Annotated in this window: 15 protein-coding genes; 10 read left to right on the top strand and 5 right to left on the bottom strand. The window is 46.2% G+C overall.

The genetic code is table 11. The features are described 5' to 3' along the window. The 4 genes from dut to ubiE all read right to left on the bottom strand — a co-directional run bounded on the left by dut (window position 1) and on the right by ubiE (window position 4,167). Window positions 1-459, bottom strand: coding sequence for a dUTP diphosphatase (dut, locus tag ACN0QW_RS08500; protein ID WP_299374220.1), 459 nt, complete (start codon window positions 457-459; stop codon window positions 1-3). Between the two features lie 30 nt (window positions 460-489). After that, window positions 490-1,704, bottom strand: coding sequence for a bifunctional phosphopantothenoylcysteine decarboxylase/phosphopantothenate--cysteine ligase CoaBC (gene coaBC / locus ACN0QW_RS08495; protein WP_417430540.1), 1,215 nt, complete (start codon window positions 1,702-1,704; stop codon window positions 490-492). A 95-nt stretch (window positions 1,705-1,799) separates the two neighbouring features. Then, window positions 1,800-3,368 (bottom strand): 2-polyprenylphenol 6-hydroxylase, encoded by a 1,569-nt coding sequence (ubiB, locus tag ACN0QW_RS08490; RefSeq protein ID WP_417430538.1) that lies wholly within the window; start codon window positions 3,366-3,368, stop codon window positions 1,800-1,802. A 22-nt stretch (window positions 3,369-3,390) separates the two neighbouring features. Next, complete coding sequence (gene ubiE, locus ACN0QW_RS08485; protein ID WP_417430536.1) at window positions 3,391-4,167, bottom strand: bifunctional demethylmenaquinone methyltransferase/2-methoxy-6-polyprenyl-1,4-benzoquinol methylase UbiE; 777 nt, start codon at window positions 4,165-4,167, stop codon at window positions 3,391-3,393. A gap of 123 nt (window positions 4,168-4,290) precedes the next feature. Here ubiE and mutM point away from each other — a divergent pair, with 123 nt between their 5' ends. The 10 genes from mutM to ACN0QW_RS08435 all read left to right on the top strand — a co-directional run bounded on the left by mutM (window position 4,291) and on the right by ACN0QW_RS08435 (window position 17,907). Then, window positions 4,291-5,136 carry a bifunctional DNA-formamidopyrimidine glycosylase/DNA-(apurinic or apyrimidinic site) lyase gene (gene mutM, locus ACN0QW_RS08480; protein WP_417430534.1) on the top strand — a complete coding sequence of 282 codons (846 nt, stop codon included), beginning with the start codon at window positions 4,291-4,293 and terminating at the stop codon, window positions 5,134-5,136. 7 nt (window positions 5,137-5,143) lie between these two features. Next, the gene (locus ACN0QW_RS08475; protein WP_417430532.1) at window positions 5,144-5,551 is read left to right on the top strand and encodes a hypothetical protein; all 408 of its coding nucleotides are present in this window, start codon (window positions 5,144-5,146) and stop codon (window positions 5,549-5,551) included. A 168-nt stretch (window positions 5,552-5,719) separates the two neighbouring features. Further along, window positions 5,720-6,496 carry an enoyl-CoA hydratase gene (locus ACN0QW_RS08470; RefSeq protein ID WP_417430530.1) on the top strand — a complete coding sequence of 259 codons (777 nt, stop codon included), beginning with the start codon at window positions 5,720-5,722 and terminating at the stop codon, window positions 6,494-6,496. A gap of 201 nt (window positions 6,497-6,697) precedes the next feature. Next, complete coding sequence (gene rpsT / locus ACN0QW_RS08465) at window positions 6,698-6,961, top strand: 30S ribosomal protein S20 (RefSeq protein WP_299378107.1); 264 nt, start codon at window positions 6,698-6,700, stop codon at window positions 6,959-6,961. 497 nt (window positions 6,962-7,458) lie between these two features. Beyond that, entirely contained in the window at window positions 7,459-8,889 is a 1,431-nt protein-coding gene (gene dnaA, locus ACN0QW_RS08460) for a chromosomal replication initiator protein DnaA (RefSeq protein ID WP_417430527.1), read from the top strand. 302 nt (window positions 8,890-9,191) lie between these two features. After that, the gene (gene dnaN, locus ACN0QW_RS08455; protein WP_417430525.1) at window positions 9,192-10,310 is read left to right on the top strand and encodes a DNA polymerase III subunit beta; all 1,119 of its coding nucleotides are present in this window, start codon (window positions 9,192-9,194) and stop codon (window positions 10,308-10,310) included. Window positions 10,311-10,366: 56 nt separating this feature from the next. Then, a complete protein-coding gene (recF, locus tag ACN0QW_RS08450; protein WP_417430523.1) occupies window positions 10,367-11,539 on the top strand; it encodes a DNA replication/repair protein RecF in 1,173 nt (390 codons plus the stop codon). Window positions 11,540-11,575: 36 nt separating this feature from the next. Then, window positions 11,576-14,029 carry a DNA topoisomerase (ATP-hydrolyzing) subunit B gene (gene gyrB / locus ACN0QW_RS08445; protein WP_417430521.1) on the top strand — a complete coding sequence of 818 codons (2,454 nt, stop codon included), beginning with the start codon at window positions 11,576-11,578 and terminating at the stop codon, window positions 14,027-14,029. A 127-nt stretch (window positions 14,030-14,156) separates the two neighbouring features. Continuing rightward, entirely contained in the window at window positions 14,157-16,277 is a 2,121-nt protein-coding gene (locus tag ACN0QW_RS08440; protein ID WP_417430519.1) for a transglycosylase domain-containing protein, read from the top strand. Window positions 16,278-16,407: 130 nt separating this feature from the next. Further along, complete coding sequence (locus tag ACN0QW_RS08435) at window positions 16,408-17,907, top strand: peptidoglycan-binding protein (RefSeq protein WP_417430517.1); 1,500 nt, start codon at window positions 16,408-16,410, stop codon at window positions 17,905-17,907. Window positions 17,908-17,925: 18 nt separating this feature from the next. Here the strand turns inward: ACN0QW_RS08435 and ACN0QW_RS08430 are convergent, their stop codons facing one another. After that, window positions 17,926-18,642: a M48 family metallopeptidase gene (locus ACN0QW_RS08430; protein ID WP_299371432.1), complete on the bottom strand. Its 717-nt coding sequence runs from the start codon at window positions 18,640-18,642 to the stop codon at window positions 17,926-17,928. Window positions 18,643-18,769 lie beyond the last annotated feature (127 nt).

Here is an 18,769-nt window from a genome sequence, read left to right as displayed (position 1 = left end):
TTATTCCTGAGCAAAGACGCCTGTTGATCCAAAACCGCCTTCTCCACGTGATGTTTTCTCAAGTGAAGTTACCGCGGACCAACTAGCCTGAATACAGGGAGCCACTACCATCTGGGCTATTTTTATGCCTCTTTCGATAGTAAAGGTTTCTTTGCCAAGGTTGATCATAATAACGCCGATTTCTCCACGATAGTCGGCATCTATTGTCCCCGGCGTATTTACCAGAGTTATTCCGTGTTTTAGTGCTAAGCCTGATTTCGGTCTTATTTGAGCCTCATAGCCATCAGGCAGTGCGATTTTGAGGCCGGTTGGAACCAGTGTGCGATCGCCCGGTGCCAATTCGATTGTTTTATTAACGGCAGCAAGAAGATCCATCCCAGCTGATTGTGGGGTGGCATAAGAGGGAAGGGGTAAACCTTCTCCATGAGAGAGACGAATGATCGAAATCTCTACGTTCATACAAGTTCTTCCTGACATGTTTGCTTGTTATCAAGCGTTGAGGGTTAAGTAGTCTGCTATACGCTTGGACAGCTTTTCTGCTGCTGCGTCTTTTGTCATTTTATGCCATTTTTCGACACCGCTTTTATCAATTAAAAACAGCGTATTGTCGTCTCCACCAAAAGTTCCTGTTTCTGGGGATACATCATTTGCCAGAATCCAGTCGCATCCCTTTCTTTCTCGTTTTGAGATTGCGTTTTCGGTTACCTGCTCCGTTTCTGCAGCAAAGCCGATGACAAGCCTGGGACGATTTAGTCCTGACTTTGACAGAGTTGCCAAAATATCGGGATTTTGAACAAAGCTAAGCGTTGGTGCTGCTTCACCGCTTTTCTTTTTGATTTTCTGTTTACTCTGTTCTGCTACGCGCCAGTCAGCAACAGCCGCAGCACAAATGGCAATATCTGCGGGGAGGGCGTTTTGGCATGCAGCAAGCATTTCTTCTGCACTTGTGATGGAAATGAAATTTACCTCTTTTGGAGGGGGCAGTTGGGTCGGGCCAGACACCAATGTAACGTCAGCGCCGAGTTGTTGCATGGCCCTGGCAATGGCATAACCCTGTTTTCCAGATGAATGATTTGCAATATACCTCACAGGATCAAGGGCCTCATGAGTAGGACCTGCAGTGACAAGGGTCTTTATTCCGGTAAGGGGCTTTTGTGACGGTGCAGCAAAATAGTCTTCAATTGCTTTAAGAATTTCGGCTGGTTCAGACATGCGGCCGGGACCAAATTCTCCACAGGCCATTGAGCCTTCATCGGGGCCTATGACTTTAACGCCGCGATCGATCAGGATTTGTAAATTTGCCTGTGTGGCAGGATGTTCCCACATGCGTACATTCATTGCTGGCGCAACAAGAGTATCTTTGTCTGTAGCTAGTAGAACCGTGGATGCCAGATCGTCTGCACGTCCTTGAGCCATCTTGGCCATGAAGTCGGCACTCGCAGGGACGACAACGACCAGATCTGATTGGCGTGAAAGCTGTATGTGTCCGATTTCGGTTTCATCAGTAAGTGAAAAGAGATCAACAAACGTCTTTTCACCGGTAAGGGCCGAAACGGAGAGTGGCGTTACAAACTCAGATCCGGATTTGGTAAGGATTGCACGCACAGAGACATCGCGCTCTTTAAGGCGTCGAATTAACTCCAGAGATTTGTATGCTGCAATACCACCAGTAACCACCAGTAGAATGCTTTTGCCAGCTATCATTATTAAATGTACTATTTCACTGTAAAATTGCGTAAATTAACATATTAATTTTTTGGCTAAATCACTCAGTTGTCAACAGTAGATGTTAATAATTGTTAACTATTGAAGAATATAAAATTTACAGCAAATCCAATGGAGAATGTGAAACTTGCAGTTGCGATGATAAATGCCCACTTGGCTGTGCCACTACTTTCATTGTGAAAGTCTTGAATAGTTTTGTCGTGTAGCCTAAGGCCCTGCTGGGAAAACACCCCTGATGCTGCCTCTAGGTTATGGATTAATTTAGGGAGTGTTTTAAGGCTGTCGGTCAAACTGGTAACGCCGTCTTTGATGATTGCTTCTGGTCCTCTGTTCTCAATTATCCATTCTTCGACGAGCGGTTGGGATATCGCCCATAGGTTGAGGTTCTCTTGAAGTCCTCTACTGACGCCTTCAGCCATGACCATATTTTTTTGAAGTAGGAGCAGGTGAGGCTGGATTGTCATGTCGAATGATTCAGCTAAATGAAGCATCTGGCCGAGCAATTTTGCAAAAGAAAAATCGCTGAGGTCTTTCCCCATGATTGGCTGGCAAACTGAACGGAGTGCCTGTGCGAAGGTTTCAATCTTTTGATTTGGTGGAATCATCCCGGCGGCAACATGGGCTTTTGCCAGTTGGAGATAGTCTTGTTTCAAAAGGGCGATGAGCATGTCGGCAAGAAAGTGGCGTGTTGATTTATCTATTCGACCCATGATGCCAAAGTCGACAGCGACGATTCTGCCATCGTCGCCGACAAACATATTCCCAGGGTGTTGATCGCCATGGAAAAAACCATCGCGAAAGACCTGGTTAAAGAATATTGCAGCGGCGGTTGTTAGAACTTCTTCCAGATCATGTCCGGCATCAAGCAGCGCCTGACGATCATCTAGCGGGATTCCTTCGATTCTGCTCATGGTCAGAACGCGACGAGCTGTTCTATCCCAATCAATCTCTGGCGTGTCATAGGTGTAGTCGCCGGCAAAGTTGTCACTAAGCTCGCACGCTGCGGCAGCCTCCATCCGGAGATCCATTTCAAGGCGTACTGTCTCGTGAAATGTCTCAACGACTTCAGTTAATTTGAAACGCTTCAGTCCGGGACGTGCTTTTTCTAGTAATCCAGCAAGGCTATAAAAAAGGGTTAGGTCTTTTTTGAAATCTTCTTCGACACCAGGCCTTAAAACTTTAACAGCAACCAGATCGCCATCCAGAGTTTCAGCAAAGTGCACTTGGGCAATAGAGGCAGCAGAAACGGGTGTTTCGTCAAAGCTTAGGAAGAAGTCATCGATCTTGCCTTGAAGTTCTCGTTCGATAATCGCAATCGCTTTCTTGCCATCAAAAGCCGGAAGCTGATCCTGTAAATGAGCAAGATCTTCGGTAAATTGATCGCCAAGAATATCTGCGCGGGTAGAAAGGAATTGCCCGAGCTTTATATGACTAGGGCCAAGTTCAGTTAACGCAGCGGCTAACTTTTGTCCGGGCCGAAGTTCGGTATTCTTTTTTGATGCTTTGCGGGCAATCCACACCGCAATAGAGGCAAGCTTGCCGGGGACAAGGCGTCTTTCTTCGAGCACAGCTAAGGCATCGTGACGGGCAAAAACACGGGCAATTTGGAAAAGACGAATAAGTGTCGCTATATTTTTGAACATTAAATGTACTTCATTGAAATATCTAGATACGCCATCCGCAATGTATAGCGGCAACACCACCTGTGTGGTTTCTATAGATGCATTTTTCGAAACCGGCCGTCTGCATCATGGAAATCAAATCGTCCTGCGGCGGGAAGCGGCGAATTGATTCGGCGAGATATTGGTACGATTCGCGGTCATTCGCGACCAACTGTCCCATATTTGGCAGGATTTTAAAGGAATACTGGTCGTAAATCTGATCCAGAATTGGCATGACAACTTGGCTGAACTCAAGACAGAAGAAACGCCCACCTGGTTTTAAAACGCGTCTGGCCTCTGCCAAGGCCCAGTCAATATGGGTCACGTTCCGAAGACCAAAGGCAATGGTGTAGGAATCCATGCTCCGGCTTGGAAAGGGAAGGCTCTCGGCATTACCGCAGGTCCAGCTAAGTCCCTTCAAAATGCCCTGATCAATGGCTCTGTCTCTGCCGACAAGCATCATATCCGGTGTCAGGTCGCAAACCGTCACAGGGCCGGCCTTATCGCGTCCGACACGGTCAATAATCTGCATGGCAATGTCGCCTGTCCCGCCAGCAACGTCCAAATGGGCTTCGCCTGGCTGTGGGTTAATCCAGTCGATCAGAGATGCTTTCCATAACCGATGAACCCCCCCACTCATGAGGTCATTCATGATATCGTATTTGCTTGCAACGCTTTCAAAAACGCCACGGACACGATTTTTTTTGTCGGTTACGGAAACCTCTTCAAACCCGAAGTGAGTTGTGTCTGTTGAAGATTGTTTGTTTGTTTTATTTGCCATTAGAAAGTTCCAACTGCGAAGCTCTGGAGCAGTTATATTGCTGTGGCTTGTGTAAAGCACTTTAGTGTTTCTGCTTGAATGATATAGTACTGCTGCTTGTCGAACGCAAAGGAAAACAAGGTTATGCCAGAACTGCCCGAGGTCGAGACTGTTATGCGTGGCTTACGCCCCAGTCTTGAAGGGAGTATACTCAAAAAAGTCACACAAAGGCGAAATGATCTTCGCTTTCCTTTGCCTGAAAATATGGCAGCGCGGCTAACTGGTCGTAAAGTTGAGCAGTTAAAGCGTCGGGCAAAGTATGTGCTTGCGCATCTTGATGATGAAATGGTTTTGTTTTTTCACCTCGGGATGTCTGGTCGGGTGACAATTTTGCAAGGGGATAAGCGTCCACCCCTTGGGGCCCATGATCATATTATTTTTGTAACTGATGGGGGGGATGAAATTAGATATTGCGACCCGCGTCGTTTTGGTATGATGGACCTTGTTCATGTTAATGATCTTGAAACCCATAAGGCTTTTAAGGATCTGGGGCCGGAACCCTTAGGGAATACGTTTAACGGGCCAGATTTTTATGCGCGAATCAAGAATAAGAAAACCAATATCAAGGCTACGATACTGGATCAACGTGTTGTCGCCGGGATTGGGAATATCTATGCCTGTGAAGCTTTGCACCTATCAGGAATATCACCGGAAAGACAAGCGCAGAGCCTGACAGCCGAAGAGGCCGACCTTTTGGTGGTAACCATCCGTGATGTCTTGAATAAAGCGATCGAGGCCGGAGGGTCCAGTTTGCGTGACTATGTTCAGGCTTCAGGCGAGCTGGGGTATTTTCAGCATTCTTGGTCAGTTTACGGGCGCGAGGGAGAAGCCTGTCGAAAGTGTAATGATAAAGATGATGCCCAGTTTCTCATAGAGCGTATTCAGCAGAACGGACGCTCTACTTTTTATTGTCCCGTTTGTCAGGGCTAAGGTTGTGATGAAGATGATTAATCTAATGCTACGAATTGTTCCAATTACCTCGAAAGCGCTTTTCGGATTGGTTCTAGGTGGTGCGCTAATGGTGGCAAGTCCTGTTCTTGCATCAGAAGGGGGCTTCTTCACGGGTAGTGGTGGTGTACCAATCGTTCCGGGTATGGAAGAGATGGAAGAGCTTGGGGTTGTCTTTGACAAGCCAGAGGGCCGTATTGTTGAGGCCTTTGCTTCGGGGCATTTGTCGCAGGTTGATGTGAGAGAGTTTTATGGCCGGGCATTGCCGCAGTTGGGTTGGGACGTTGTTGGTGAAGGATTGTTTGTTCGTGAAGGTGAAGTTTTGAAAATTGAGATCCTCGAAGGTGTGGAAAACAGCAGATCGATTCTGCGAATTATTCTCGCGCCCTCACAATAAACATACGGCACTCTGCTAATCGAAAACTGTGCAGCCAGAACCAGAAATATCTCTAGAACCAGCAATACGTTCCGAAGCTGTAATTAGAAATATTTACTAAAGAAATTACGATACTGCGCACAGCAAAACTGAAACCAAGCAAATATGAAACCAGGAGCCGAGCTTAAAATGACATATGAATATATCGCTGTAGAAAGGCATGACCGTGTTGGTCTTATCAAACTCAATCGTCCAGAAGCTCTGAATGCCCTGTGTGTCGGTTTGATTGACGAATTGGGTAAAGCCGTTTCAGAATTTGAAACCGATGATGCGATTGGCTGTATGGTTGTGACAGGATCTGAAAAGGCTTTTGCGGCGGGCGCTGATATTAAAGAGATGGTCGGAAAGGATTTTCAATCGGCCTATCGGGAAGACTTTATCACCGATGATTGGGAGGTTCTGGCAAAAACAAGAAAGCCTGTAATAGCCGCTGTAGCCGGTTATGCATTGGGTGGTGGGTGCGAAGTCGCCATGATGTGTGATTTTATCATCGCGGCAGATACGGCTAAATTTGGTCAGCCTGAAATCACCATTGGAACCATTCCTGGCGCGGGGGGCACACAACGCCTTACGCATTTAATTGGCAAGGCAAAAGCAATGGATATGTGTCTAACTGGTCGCATGATGGATGCTGAAGAAGCAGAACGTAGTGGTCTGGTAAGTCGTGTTGTTCCTGCCGCGGACTTGATGGAAGAAGCTTTGGCTGCGGCAAAAAAGATTGCAGGTTTCTCTTTGCCAGTGACCATGATCGCTAAAGAATCCGTTGATAGAGCCTATGAAACAACTCTTACGGAGGGACTCCGTTTCGAGAGACGGGTTTTTCATTCAACCTTTACTTTGGACGACAGGCGCGAAGGCATGACGGCTTTTGTTGAAAAGCGTAAACCCGAGTGGAAACACCGTTAATAGGGCTGGTTTAGCAATGTTTATCGAATGGTTCTCTGTTTAGAAATTGGGTAGCCAGTAGGTAAATGAGAGCCTTAAAACGATACATTACGTCATTGTATGTTCACAAAACTGACTCATCATGCTTGACGAACACACAAGGCACCGTTATAACGCCGCAACTTTCGAGATTCATTATTACTGAAGAATAGGCGCCTATCGATGGCTAATCATCTTTCTGCGAAGACCCGGATCCGTCGTAACGCTCGTCGTTATGAACTGAACGCATCACGTCTCGGTCGCATTCGCACTTTTGTTAAGAGTGTTGAAGCTGCGATTGGCGACGGCGATAAAACTGCTGCTCAGGAAGCTTTCAAAGCTGCTCAACCTGAAATGCATCGCGGTGTTCGTGCCGGTATCTTACGCAAAAACACAGTGTCTCGTAAGCTGTCCCGTTTAAACGGACGCATTAAAGCACTGGGTTAAGTTATTCTTCCCATTTATAGGATGGGTTGAAAGAAAAGTCGTACTCTTTTTGGGTGCGACTTTTTTTATGCGGAGTCGCTTGGATTCTCAGGTGTTCCAGTTGTAATTTTATTACTTGGAAGTTAGGCCATACCAGATTTAGTGGGTCGCCTTTTAGGTGATACCCAAGGACTGAATTTTTGTCGAAAAAATGTCATGTTCTTGATCTGATCGTATTGCATGAAATGTCATTGCCGAGTACATTATATCCTCTCGGGAAGGGAAATTCATAATTAAAATATGGTTTGCTCTGCATAATATTTCTGCGAGTTTAGGTTATTCCGTCCTTGATAATTAGAGTGTAAGTAAAGCCTAAAATTTTATTGATTTTGGGATCGTTTTTATTTTGTCTTTACACGGGAATCTTTGGTTCATTTGTTGATTTGTTCATATTTGGACTTAATCGTGACGATTAATGTGTAATTTATATTTGTTAGTGTGTACGGGCGGGGAGGCATATGGCTCAGAGTGAGGTGGTTTTATCTTTTCAGGAGCAATGGGATCGTGTGCTTGGAAAGCTGCGTACAGAAGTTGGTGAGGCCGCTTATCGCAGTTGGCTGAAGCCGCTGTCATTGTTGTCTGGTGATGAATCCTTTATTCGTATGGCTGTGCCGACACGTTTTATGCGCGATTGGGTTGCGAGCAACTACCAAGATCGAATTCAAGCACTTTGGCTCGAAGAGATCGGGGCTCCCATCGGTGTTGAGATTGTTGTTCTGTCTCCATCACGCCCAGTACCAAAACCTGCTATCGTCGATGTTAAGGATGAACCCGAGGTGTTGCGCGCCCAAGAGAGAGAGGCACCGGTTTTGCCTGTTGCTTCTAGTGTGCCTGTAGAGGCTGTGCAGGAAAGCGAAGTTCAGCAAATTACGGGGTCTTTGGATCCTCGATTTACCTTTGAAAATTTTGTGGTTGGGAAGCCAAACGAACTTGCGTATGCGGCAGCTCAACGTGTTGCTGATGCCGAGGCAGTGCCTTTTAACCCTCTTTTCCTTTATGGGGGCGTTGGTCTTGGTAAAACGCATTTGATGCATGCTATTGCACATCAAATTCGTAAAGCACACCCTGAAAAAAAGGTTATTTATCTTTCTGCTGAAAAGTTCATGTACCAGTTTGTTCGTGCTTTGCGGACAAAGGATACGATGTCCTTTAAAGAACAGTTCCGTTCAGTTGATGTGTTGATGATCGACGATGTTCAGTTTATCGGTGGGCGGGAAGCCACACAGGAAGAATTTTTTCATACTTTCAACGCGTTGGTTGATCAGAATCGTCAGGTTATTATTTCTGCGGATAAAAGCCCTTCTGACCTGGAAGGTGTTGAAGAACGCATGAAATCTCGCCTTGGGTGGGGGTTGGTTGCTGACATCCATCCGACAACATACGAGCTTAGATTGGGCATTCTCGAATCAAAAGCCGAACAGTTGGATGTGAAGATCCCGCAAAAGGTTGTCGAATTTCTTGCACATAAAATAACATCCAATATCCGGGAGCTGGAAGGAGCGCTGAACCGCATTGTTGCTCATGCAACACTTGTTGGGCGCTCGGTCACCCTGGAAACCACGCAGGAAGTGTTGCACGACCTTCTAAGGGCAAATGATCGCCGGGTGACAATTGAAGAAATTCAAAAGAAAGTCGCTGAACATTTTAATGTACGTGTCTCGGATATGCACTCTGCCCGTCGTGCCAGAGCCGTTGCCCGGCCTCGACAGGTTGCAATGTACCTTTCAAAGCAGCTGACATCGCGTTCGCTACCTGAAATTGGACGCAAATTTGGCGGTCGTGACCATACAACTGTTATGCATGCTGTGAAGAAAGTTGAAGAGTTAAAGTCCACAGACCTAGAGTTTGCAGAGGATATTGAGCTTCTCAGCCGGATGCTCGAAAGCTAAGTCAGTCAAACGCCATTTTTTAGGCTTAATGACACTGACAATCGAGGATAGCCTTCATCATTTTACTCATATCTCCTTGATGTGATTCCAAGATTTTGGAAATTCGCCTCATAAGTAGATAAGATGTTATAATTGTTTTCCTTCTGTGAACTAACCCGCTATACTTTCCGCCCGAGTCCCACCCTGAAAGTCCTAGGGCTGTCAATGATGGGATGCGGGCTAATCGTGACCTTGTTCTGCGGTGTTACCCAGAAGGGGTTTGAACTGGTACTGATGAAAGATACGGACTGAGTCATAGCATCATGAAGTTGACAATCGAACGCTCTGCATTGTTGAAATCCCTGGCACATGTTCAAAGTGTCGTCGAACGCAGGAATACTATTCCAATTCTCTCCAATGTTTTAATGGAAGCGAAAGACGGGAAGTTGTCCTTGACGGCAACAGACATGGATCTGACCATTGTTGATCAGGTTGAGGCAACAGTTGTTGATGCAGGTGTGACGACAGCCCCTGCGCATACTTTCTATGATATTGTGCGAAAGCTTCCCGATGGTTCCGAAGTCGAACTGACGGCCAACGCTGAAACCGCACAGATGACCCTTAAAGCCGGGCGTTCTACCTTTACGCTTCAGACACTGCCGCGCGAAGATTTTCCTGCAGCTGGCGTTGCTGATCTGCCTCAGGTTTTTGGTATTCAGGCAGGTGAACTGAAGAACCTGATTGATAGAACCCGCTTTGCGATTTCAACTGAAGAAACTAGATATTATCTGAACGGTATATATGTTCATGCAACAGAAGCCGAAGGCATTCCTGTGTTACGTGCTGTTGCCACAGATGGTCACCGCCTGGCGCGGTTTGAAATGCCATTGCCGCAGGGTGCTGAAAATCTACCCGGTGTGATTGTTCCGCGTAAAACAGTCAATGAACTTCGCAAGCTGATTGATGAAACCAGTGATCCGATTGAAGTTTCCCTCTCTGAAACAAAAATTATGTTCCGTTTTGATTCAACGGTTCTGAGTTCTAAATTGATTGACGGTACATTCCCTGATTATCAGCGTGTTATCCCAAGCGGTAACGACAAGAGCTTGGTGCTGGATTGTAAGACTTTCTCTGCCGCAGTTGATCGTGTTTCCACGATTTCTACAGAAAAGAGCCGTGCGGTCAAAATCACGTTAGACGGGTCTTCACTGACGCTTTCTGCTACGTCGGCAGAAAATGGTAGCGCGGTTGAAGTTCTAGAAGTGAATTACGAGGGAACGTCTCTCGATATAGGATTTAACTCCAGATATCTTCTGGATATTGCGCAACAAATTGAAGGTGATTCTGCAGAGTTTTTAATGGCTGATGCTGCTTCCCCAACTATTGTCCGGGATTCTGCTGATACATCTGCGCTTTATGTGCTGATGCCGATGCGTGTTTAATCGGATCTGGATCAAACAGTCTTATGCAGGCTGCCGCCCAGAATGGAACATCATTTGTGACTGACGAAACCTTGTCAGAAAACCTTTGGTTGCGTCGGGTTGTTCTTACCCAGTTCCGTAATTACGAACGTGCGGAAGTTACGGTTGATGCGCGACCAGTGATTTTAACGGGTGCAAATGGTGTCGGCAAAACCAACTTGTTAGAGGCAATCTCGCTTATGAATCCTGGGCGGGGTTTACGGAGTGCGTCCTTACCGGAAATTGCAAGAAGGTCGACACCTGAAAAACCAGAAGCTTGGGCTGTTGCGGCAGAAGTCATGACCGAAGATGGACCACGAGATGTCGGAACCGGTCGTGATCCTTTGAATATGAACGGAACATCCCGAGAGCGTCGTATTGTCCGCGTCGACGGAGAGACCTGTAAAAGCCAACAAGCATTGGCAGAGGTTTTTTCGACGATTTGGCTAACGCCGCAAATGGATGGTTTACTTAGGGATGGGGCCGCAGGGCGTCGCAAGTTTTTGGATCGATTGGTTCTTGGCTTTGACCCTGCACATGCAGGCAATACCAGCGCCTATGATCATGCGTTGAGAGAACGATCACGTTTACTCAAAGCAGGAAATACGGACAAGGCATGGTTGTCCACGTTGGAAGATAGAATGGCAAGACACGGTGTGGCAATTGCTGTTGCGCGTCGTGAAATGACTGAAAAACTAATAGATGCTTGTGCCCAAACTGTTGGTGATTTTCCCATTGCTGGCTTGGCTTTGGAAGGATCTGTTGAAGGTTGGTTAGAAGACAGACCTGCCTTGTTGGTAGAAGAAGACCTGAGATCTTGTTTGGCTGACAGTCGATCAAAAGATACTGTTACAGGCGGGGCCTCATGGGGACCGCATCGAAGTGATCTTGTGGTTCACCATCTTGAAAAAGATATGCCGGCTTCTCTGTGTTCAACAGGTGAGCAAAAGGCACTTTTGTTATCTATTGTTCTGGCTCATGCGCGATTGGTGATGTTGGAACGGGGGGCAGCACCCTTAATGTTGCTGGACGAAGTTGTTGCGCATCTTGATGAAAAACGGCGCAAGAGCCTCTTTGATGAAATACTACACTTGCGTTGTCAGGCCTGGATGACAGGAACTGATGCGAATGTCTTCACAGACATGGGCGAAAAAGCGCAGTATTTAACGATTAAGGACGGGGCTGTATTTTTGGCCCACACGGGGGAATAACTTCGTGAACGTCAAACTTGGAAGAAAGTGGTAAAAATGACCGAAAACGGCGATATGCAAGACCAAGAAAACAGCAGCCAGAACGGCGATTACGGCGCTGATTCTATTAAGGTGCTGCGTGGCCTCGAAGCTGTTCGGAAACGTCCCGGTATGTATATCGGTGATACCGATGACGGTTCCGGTCTTCACCATATGGTTTATGAGGTTGTTGATAACGCGATTGACGAAGCCCTCGCCGGGCATTGTGATACGGTTGGTGTTATTCTGAACGGCGATGGGTCTGTGACGGTTCACGATAATGGCCGTGGTATTCCGGTTGATATTCACACCGAAGAGGGAATTTCTGCTGCCGAAGTTATTATGACACAACTTCATGCTGGCGGTAAGTTTGACCAGAATTCCTATAAGGTTTCCGGTGGCTTGCACGGTGTTGGTGTCTCTGTTGTGAACGCGCTGTCTGTGAAGTTGGAGCTTCATATTTACCGTAATGATAAAGAGCACTATATCTCTTTTACTCACGGTGAAGCTGATGGTCGTTTGATCGAAAAGGGACCTGCAAATGGTAAAAAAGGGTCTCATGTAACCTTCTTGCCGTCGCAAGAAACCTTCACGATGGTTGAATTTGATTTTAACACACTGGAACATCGTCTGCGTGAGTTGGCATTCCTGAACTCAGGGGTGCGCATTACACTTCGTGATGATCGTCATGCCGAACCAAAAGAAACTGTATTCATGTACGAAGGTGGTCTGAAGGCCTACGTACAATATCTTGACCGGACCAAAACATCACTTTTCGAAGATGTTGTACATATGGAGTCCGAAAAAGATGGGATTACTGTCGAAGTTGCGATGCAATGGACAGACAGTTATCACGAAAATACTCTGTGTTTTACCAATAACATTCCACAGCGTGATGGCGGAACCCATATGGCGGGTTTCAGAGCGGCCTTAACGCGTCAAATTAATTCTTATGCGACGTCCTCTGGCTTGATGAAGAAAGAAAAAGTCAGCCTGACAGGCGATGATGCGCGTGAAGGTTTGACCTGTGTTCTTTCCGTTAAAGTGCCTGATCCGAAATTCTCTAGCCAGACAAAAGACAAACTGGTTTCATCCGAGGTTCGTCCTGTTGTTGAGAATATTGTTAACGATCGTCTTGGACAGTTCTTTGAAGAGCATCCCAATGAAGCGAAACGGATTGTCGGGAAAGTCGTTGAAGCCGCTGCGGCACGTGAAGCTGCGCGTAAAGCACGTGAGCTGACCCGACGTAAAGGGGCCTTGGATATTTCTTCGCTACCAGGAAAGCTGGCCGATTGTCAGGAACGAGATCCTGCCCTTTCAGAAATCTTCATCGTCGAGGGTGATTCTGCGGGGGGATCTGCTAAACAGGGACGCGATCGTGCAACTCAGGCTATTTTGCCGTTGCGGGGTAAAATTCTAAACGTTGAGCGTGCCCGTTTTGACAAAATGCTTTCTTCCACTGAAATCGGAACTCTCATTACAGCATTGGGTACGGGGATCGGGCGTGATGAGTTTAATATCGAGAAGCTTCGATATCATAAGATCATCATCATGACCGATGCGGATGTGGATGGAAGCCATATCCGTACACTGTTGCTGACATTTTTCTATCGCCAGATGCCGGAAATTATTGAACGGGGCTATCTCTACATTGCTCAGCCGCCGCTTTATCGCGCAAAAAGAGGCGATTCTATTCGCTATCTTAAAGATGACAGCATGATGGAATCCTATTTGATCAGTAGTGGTGTCAAGGATGCTCTTCTTGAAACCAAAGAAGGTGTTCAGGTTGCCGGAGAAGATTTGATTGAGGTTGTTTCCAACGCGGTCACTGCCCGTAATTTGATGGTTCCTCTTATTCGCAAGGTTGGGTCCGTTGAACTGGTAGAACAGGCAACAATTCTGGGCGCATTAAGCGAACCATTGTTGCTGGATGAAAATCGTGCACCTGTTGTCGCAGAAAAAATTGTTAAGCGGATGAATGAAAACCTGCCTGAATTACAACGTGGGTGGACCGCTGAAACAAACACTGTGGACGGTGAAATGACACTGACTCGTACCTTACGTGGCTTGACGGAACGCCGTGTGATTGATCTGACGCTTGTCCGGACTGGCGAAGCGCGTCGTCTAAACAGCCTTGCCGATGAGATGCAGGAATTCTATGCGGCCAGCTCGACCTATCGCGTGAAAGATAAAGAGACGGTTATTACAGGGCCGAATGCTTTGGCAAACCTTGTGTTTGATCTTGGCCGTAAAGGCATCAACGTATCCCGATATAAGGGGCTGGGGGAAATGAACCCGGATCAGCTTTGGGAAACCACGCTGGATGCGAACGCACGAACCCTTCTACAGGTAAAAGTTGGTCACAGTGACGAGGCTTCTGATATTTTCTCGACCCTTATGGGGGATGTAGTTGAGCCACGTCGTGACTTTATCCAGAGCAATGCGCTGGAAGTTGCTAACCTCGACGTTTAAAGCTCATTGTTTGTAACAATAAAAGGCCGGTGCTTTCAGAGTTCCGGCCTTTTATTTTTAAGAGGTCATCTTCTTGACACCGGCCTGCCACTAGCTTGCCAAATACGAATAGTTTATCAGTGAAATTATGGCGACGACAAAAAAGACATCAAAAAAGGGATCTGGTTCTAAGGGATCGAAGGGGCTGAAGGCTGATTCGAGAAAAAGAGTCACGAGCGCGAGTAAACGATCGACAAAACCGCGTAAGACTGGACAGGCGAAAAAAAGAACCAAAGGGACCAGCAAGAAACGAACGGTTAAACGTGGGCTTCTTAAAACAATGGTTTTATGGTGTTCAGTCCTGGCAATATGGGGAACCATACTGCTGGGTGGTCTTGTTGCTTACTACGCATGGGATTTGCCCGACGTGGGCGGATTGGATCAGGTATCCAGACGGCCTTCTGTTACTTTGATGTCTGACGATGGTATTCGCCTTGCCAGTTATGGTGATGTCTATGGTGATGTTCTCCACGTTGATGAGATGTCGCCTTATTTGTCACAGGCGATTATCGCAATTGAAGATCGTCGCTTTTATGATCATTTTGGTATTGATTTATTGGGGATTGCCCGGGCAATGCTCGTCAATATTCGTGCTGGTCGTATGGCACACGGTGGGTCAACAATTACTCAACAGTTGGCGAAGAATCTCTTTTTAAGCTCAGAACGCAGTTTAAAACGAAAAGTTCAGGAAGCTCTTCTTGCGATTTGGTTAGAGCAAAAGTTTACCAAAAAACAAATCCTTACCCTATATATGAACAGGGTTTATTTTGGCGCTGGAACCTATGGTGTTGATGCTGCATCCCGTATTTATTTTGGCTTGTCTGCCCGAAAGGTGGGGTTGTATGAATCAGCTCTTATCGCAGGGTTATTAAAAGCACCGTCACGTTATAACCCGACCAGCAGTGCTTCTAAGGCAGAAAACAGAACCAATCTTGTTCTACAGGCAATGGTTGATGCAAGATTTATCACCAGCGAAGAAGCGGCAAAGGCGAAGAAAAACCGTCCATCCTTAAAGCGGGATACAAATGGACAGGGTAAATATTTTACAGATTGGGTCTTACGGCAGGTTGATGAATATATCGGTGGTTATCGGGGTGATATCGTGGTTCACACGACCTTGAATACCCGACATCAACGTTTGGCAGAGAAAAATCTTCTCAAGATACTGAAAGACAATCGTAAAAAGCATAATGTTGAGCAGGCGGCCGCTGTTGTGATGTCAAACTACGGAGCTGTAACGGCAATGGTTGGGGGGCGTGACTATCGGGCCAGTCAATTCAATCGTGTGACGCAGGCTTTGCGCCAGCCTGGATCTGCTTTTAAGCCATTTGTTTTTCTTGCGGGCATCGAAAGCGGTTTGCGGCCTGATAGTCGGTTTGTTGATAAGCCTATCAAGGTGGGTAAATGGAAACCTGGAAATTATAAAGGCAAGTATTATGGCGATGTCACTCTACGGGATGCTTTTGCCCGATCTATGAATTCAGTTGCTGTACAGGTGTCGGAAAAAGTCGGGCGTAAGCAAGTGGCAGAAGTGGCACATAGGCTTGGTATCGAAACCGATCTGGATACATCTCCTTCAATTGCGTTGGGTGCGTCTGAAGTAACGTTATTAGAGTTAACCGCTGCTTATTCTGTTTTCTCTAATGGGGGGAATGCGGTTTCTGCGTATGGTATTAAAGAAATTCAGGACCGTAATGGTAACAAGCTCTATCAGCGAACAGGAAGTGGCCTCGGCCGCGTTGTGAAAACACGTGATGTTGGCATGATGAATGACATGATGAGTGCAACGGTTGCCTGGGGAACCGGGAAAGCGGCGCAAACAGGCCGTGTGGCGGCAGGGAAAACAGGAACAACCCAGGATTCAAGAGATGCTCTTTTTGTGGGTTATACTCCCTATACAGTAGCCGGTGTGTGGTTTGGAAATGACAATGGCAGCCCGATGAAATCTGTGACGGGGGGTACTCTTCCTGCCAAGGTATGGGGGAGCCTTGTTCGTGAAATTGAACAGAATAAACCGGTCGCAGACTTGCCAAAAGAATCCCCAACACTGCTGGAAGATACCGTAGAGGAAGCATCCGGGTTTTTGGAAAGTCTTTTTGGACGATTGAAGTCCGGTGGTGGTTCTGCTGACAGGAAGGATAATAAGCCCCGCGATAAAAATGATTTAGATTACCTGCCGTCCAATAATGGTACTGGGAAATTTAAGTAATCTTTTAAACGGGTCTTGTTTTTAACTTTCCTTGATGAGCAATCATAAGTTGCAGCATATTTTGGTCAAATTCCGATGCTTATACTCTAAGTAGGACAACAGATCACTATGTCGTCGGGAAAGAGCGGATATGAGAAAGCTTCAGCAGTTAATTCTGGCAGGAATTTGGGGATTGAATTTGGCTATGAGCACGGTTGCTGTATCGGCCACATTTGATGATGCCATGGTGGCTTTTGATCGCCAGGATTATGCTGTTGCATTTCGTGATTTTTCCAAAGCTGCAACGTCTGGAAATCGCGATGCTCAATTTATGTTGGGATATGTTTATTCCAAAGGCTATGGAACAACCCAAGATTATGTTCAGGCCCATAAGTGGTTTAACATTGCCGCGTCACAAGGGGATAGAGAGGCCCGTAGAGCACGGGACAAGCTGTCCCCCTTTATGTCTGCGCAACAAATATCTCAGGCACAAGAAGAAGCTGCAAATTGGCAGCCAGGTTCCGCTGAAGCAAAAAATGTTGAGGAGGAGATCCCATCCGAAGAAATTGATACTGGCGAAGTTCAAAGTAAACCGTCAATTACGTGGTCTGATCCCAATTCCTCGACCACAAGCCCGCAAGTAGATCTTACACGTGACGAAAAGAGAGAGTTACAGCGAAGGTTGCGCGATGCCGGGTATGACCCGGGGCCAATCGATGGGTTACCAGGCCAACGAACTTTGAGAGCGATCAGGTCTTATCAGTCTGATTTTGGATTGATCGTTGATGGTTTGGTCAGCCGAGAAATTCTGAGAGATATTAGAACTCGGAACTTTGCGGATACAGAAGTAGAGACGGTGATTGACTCGCGCTCTGAGGTTTTAGTCAAACAGTTGAGAGACCTCAATAACGAGGGACAGAAATCCACCCTTTCCGGTGATCAGTATAAGCAACGAATTTCGGCGATACTGGCTGATTATGATCGTCCTTGGTCTACCCGGGTTTTATTTGATTCATTCCGTGATGGTGATTTCTTACTTAATCCACGTTGGTTTGTTGAATCAGGTGATTTTAATGTGGTCAACAGAGAGTATCTATACAGCTCTGTCCCCGTTGCGGAAATCAAAGCAACAGAAAACGATAAAAATAGTGCTCAGGAAATTGTTGGTATTTTCTCGGATATATTCCTTCAAAACAAGGATCAGTCTCAAAAACGTACGCAATATAAAGGCTATGCCGAGATTTATAGCGCGACAAATATCACGAACAGTTTCTCTGTGAGAGTGAACATGAATGGCTTGTTGGATAATGGGCGTGCGAACTTTGGTGTTTATCAGGGATCTTCTCGAATCAACGGTTATTCCCTAGCCTATATTACAGATACGAAGGAAAGTGAAATTAAGCTGACACGAACGTCTCAGGATGGGCAGGTTGTCCTGGGAACGGCTAATTTAGACCAATCGTTAAGTGGTGATATCCATAATGTAGAACTACGTCGTAATGGACGGGGTGAAATGGATGTTTTGCTTGATGATAAACTTATTATTGAGACTAACGATACGACCTTGAAAGGTGATTTTGATGGCCTTATCTTTGGTAATCAAGGGGGGAATTTTCGTATTTATGAGGTCGAGGTTTACTCTGAAAAATAGATACCTTGGTTTATATGCCTAGCTATAAGAAAGAAGCTGATTACCATTGATTTTAAGCCACTGTTGAGAGCTTCTTCGGGTATCGGTCAATTGATCGACAAGCGTCCAGAATTCCGAACTGTGGTTCATATGTTCTAAATGGGCTACTTCGTGGGCGACAACGTAATCCAGAACTTCTTCTGGCGAGAATATCAGACGCCAGGAAAAGTTCAGATTGCCTTTTGTTGAACAGCTTCCCCATCGACTTGTCGTGTCCTTAATACGAATCGTGGCAATTTTTTTGTTAATTCGTGCTGCTTTTTCCTGTGCTCTTAAATCAATTTCAAAACGTATTTGTTTTTTCAAAAAATCCCGGACCCTGCGCGGCAAATGTTCTGAATGTGATTTGATGTAAAGCTGGTTTGCTTCCAGCCAAGCTGCGCCCTTTTGACGTTGAGTTTGTGTGTCGGGTGCAATTCTAACAATTTTATGGGGAAGCCCGAGGATGGGTATATCAATTCCCTCTTTAATGGGTATCGGGCCAGTTTGTCTGTCTAAGCGGTCTGAAATCCATCCCTTTTGCCGCTCAACAAAATCCAGAATATCTGCAACAGGGTAATTGGGGGGGCAAACAACTTTAACAGCTGTCTTGCCGGTAACCAGTCGGAGGGACAATTTTTTAGAGGTCGGATGAGGCTGGATAATGACCTCAATTTTTTGTCCCTGAATATCAAGATAACTATTTTTCTGGATCATTGGCGTAGGTTATCTGCCAGCTTTAATAGCCGCAAGCTCGAAGATTGAATTCGGCATTAGCAGTCACTCAATGCGCCTATTAGCACCTAGATATCGTCGTTCTCTTGGGGGCATTTTTAGTCTGCGG

This window comes from Kiloniella sp. (assembly GCF_048259265.1).
GTDB lineage: Bacteria > Pseudomonadota > Alphaproteobacteria > Kiloniellales > Kiloniellaceae > Kiloniella.
The sequence above is the reverse complement of the archived record's forward strand: the minus strand, read 5'-3'. Positions and strand labels throughout refer to the sequence as shown.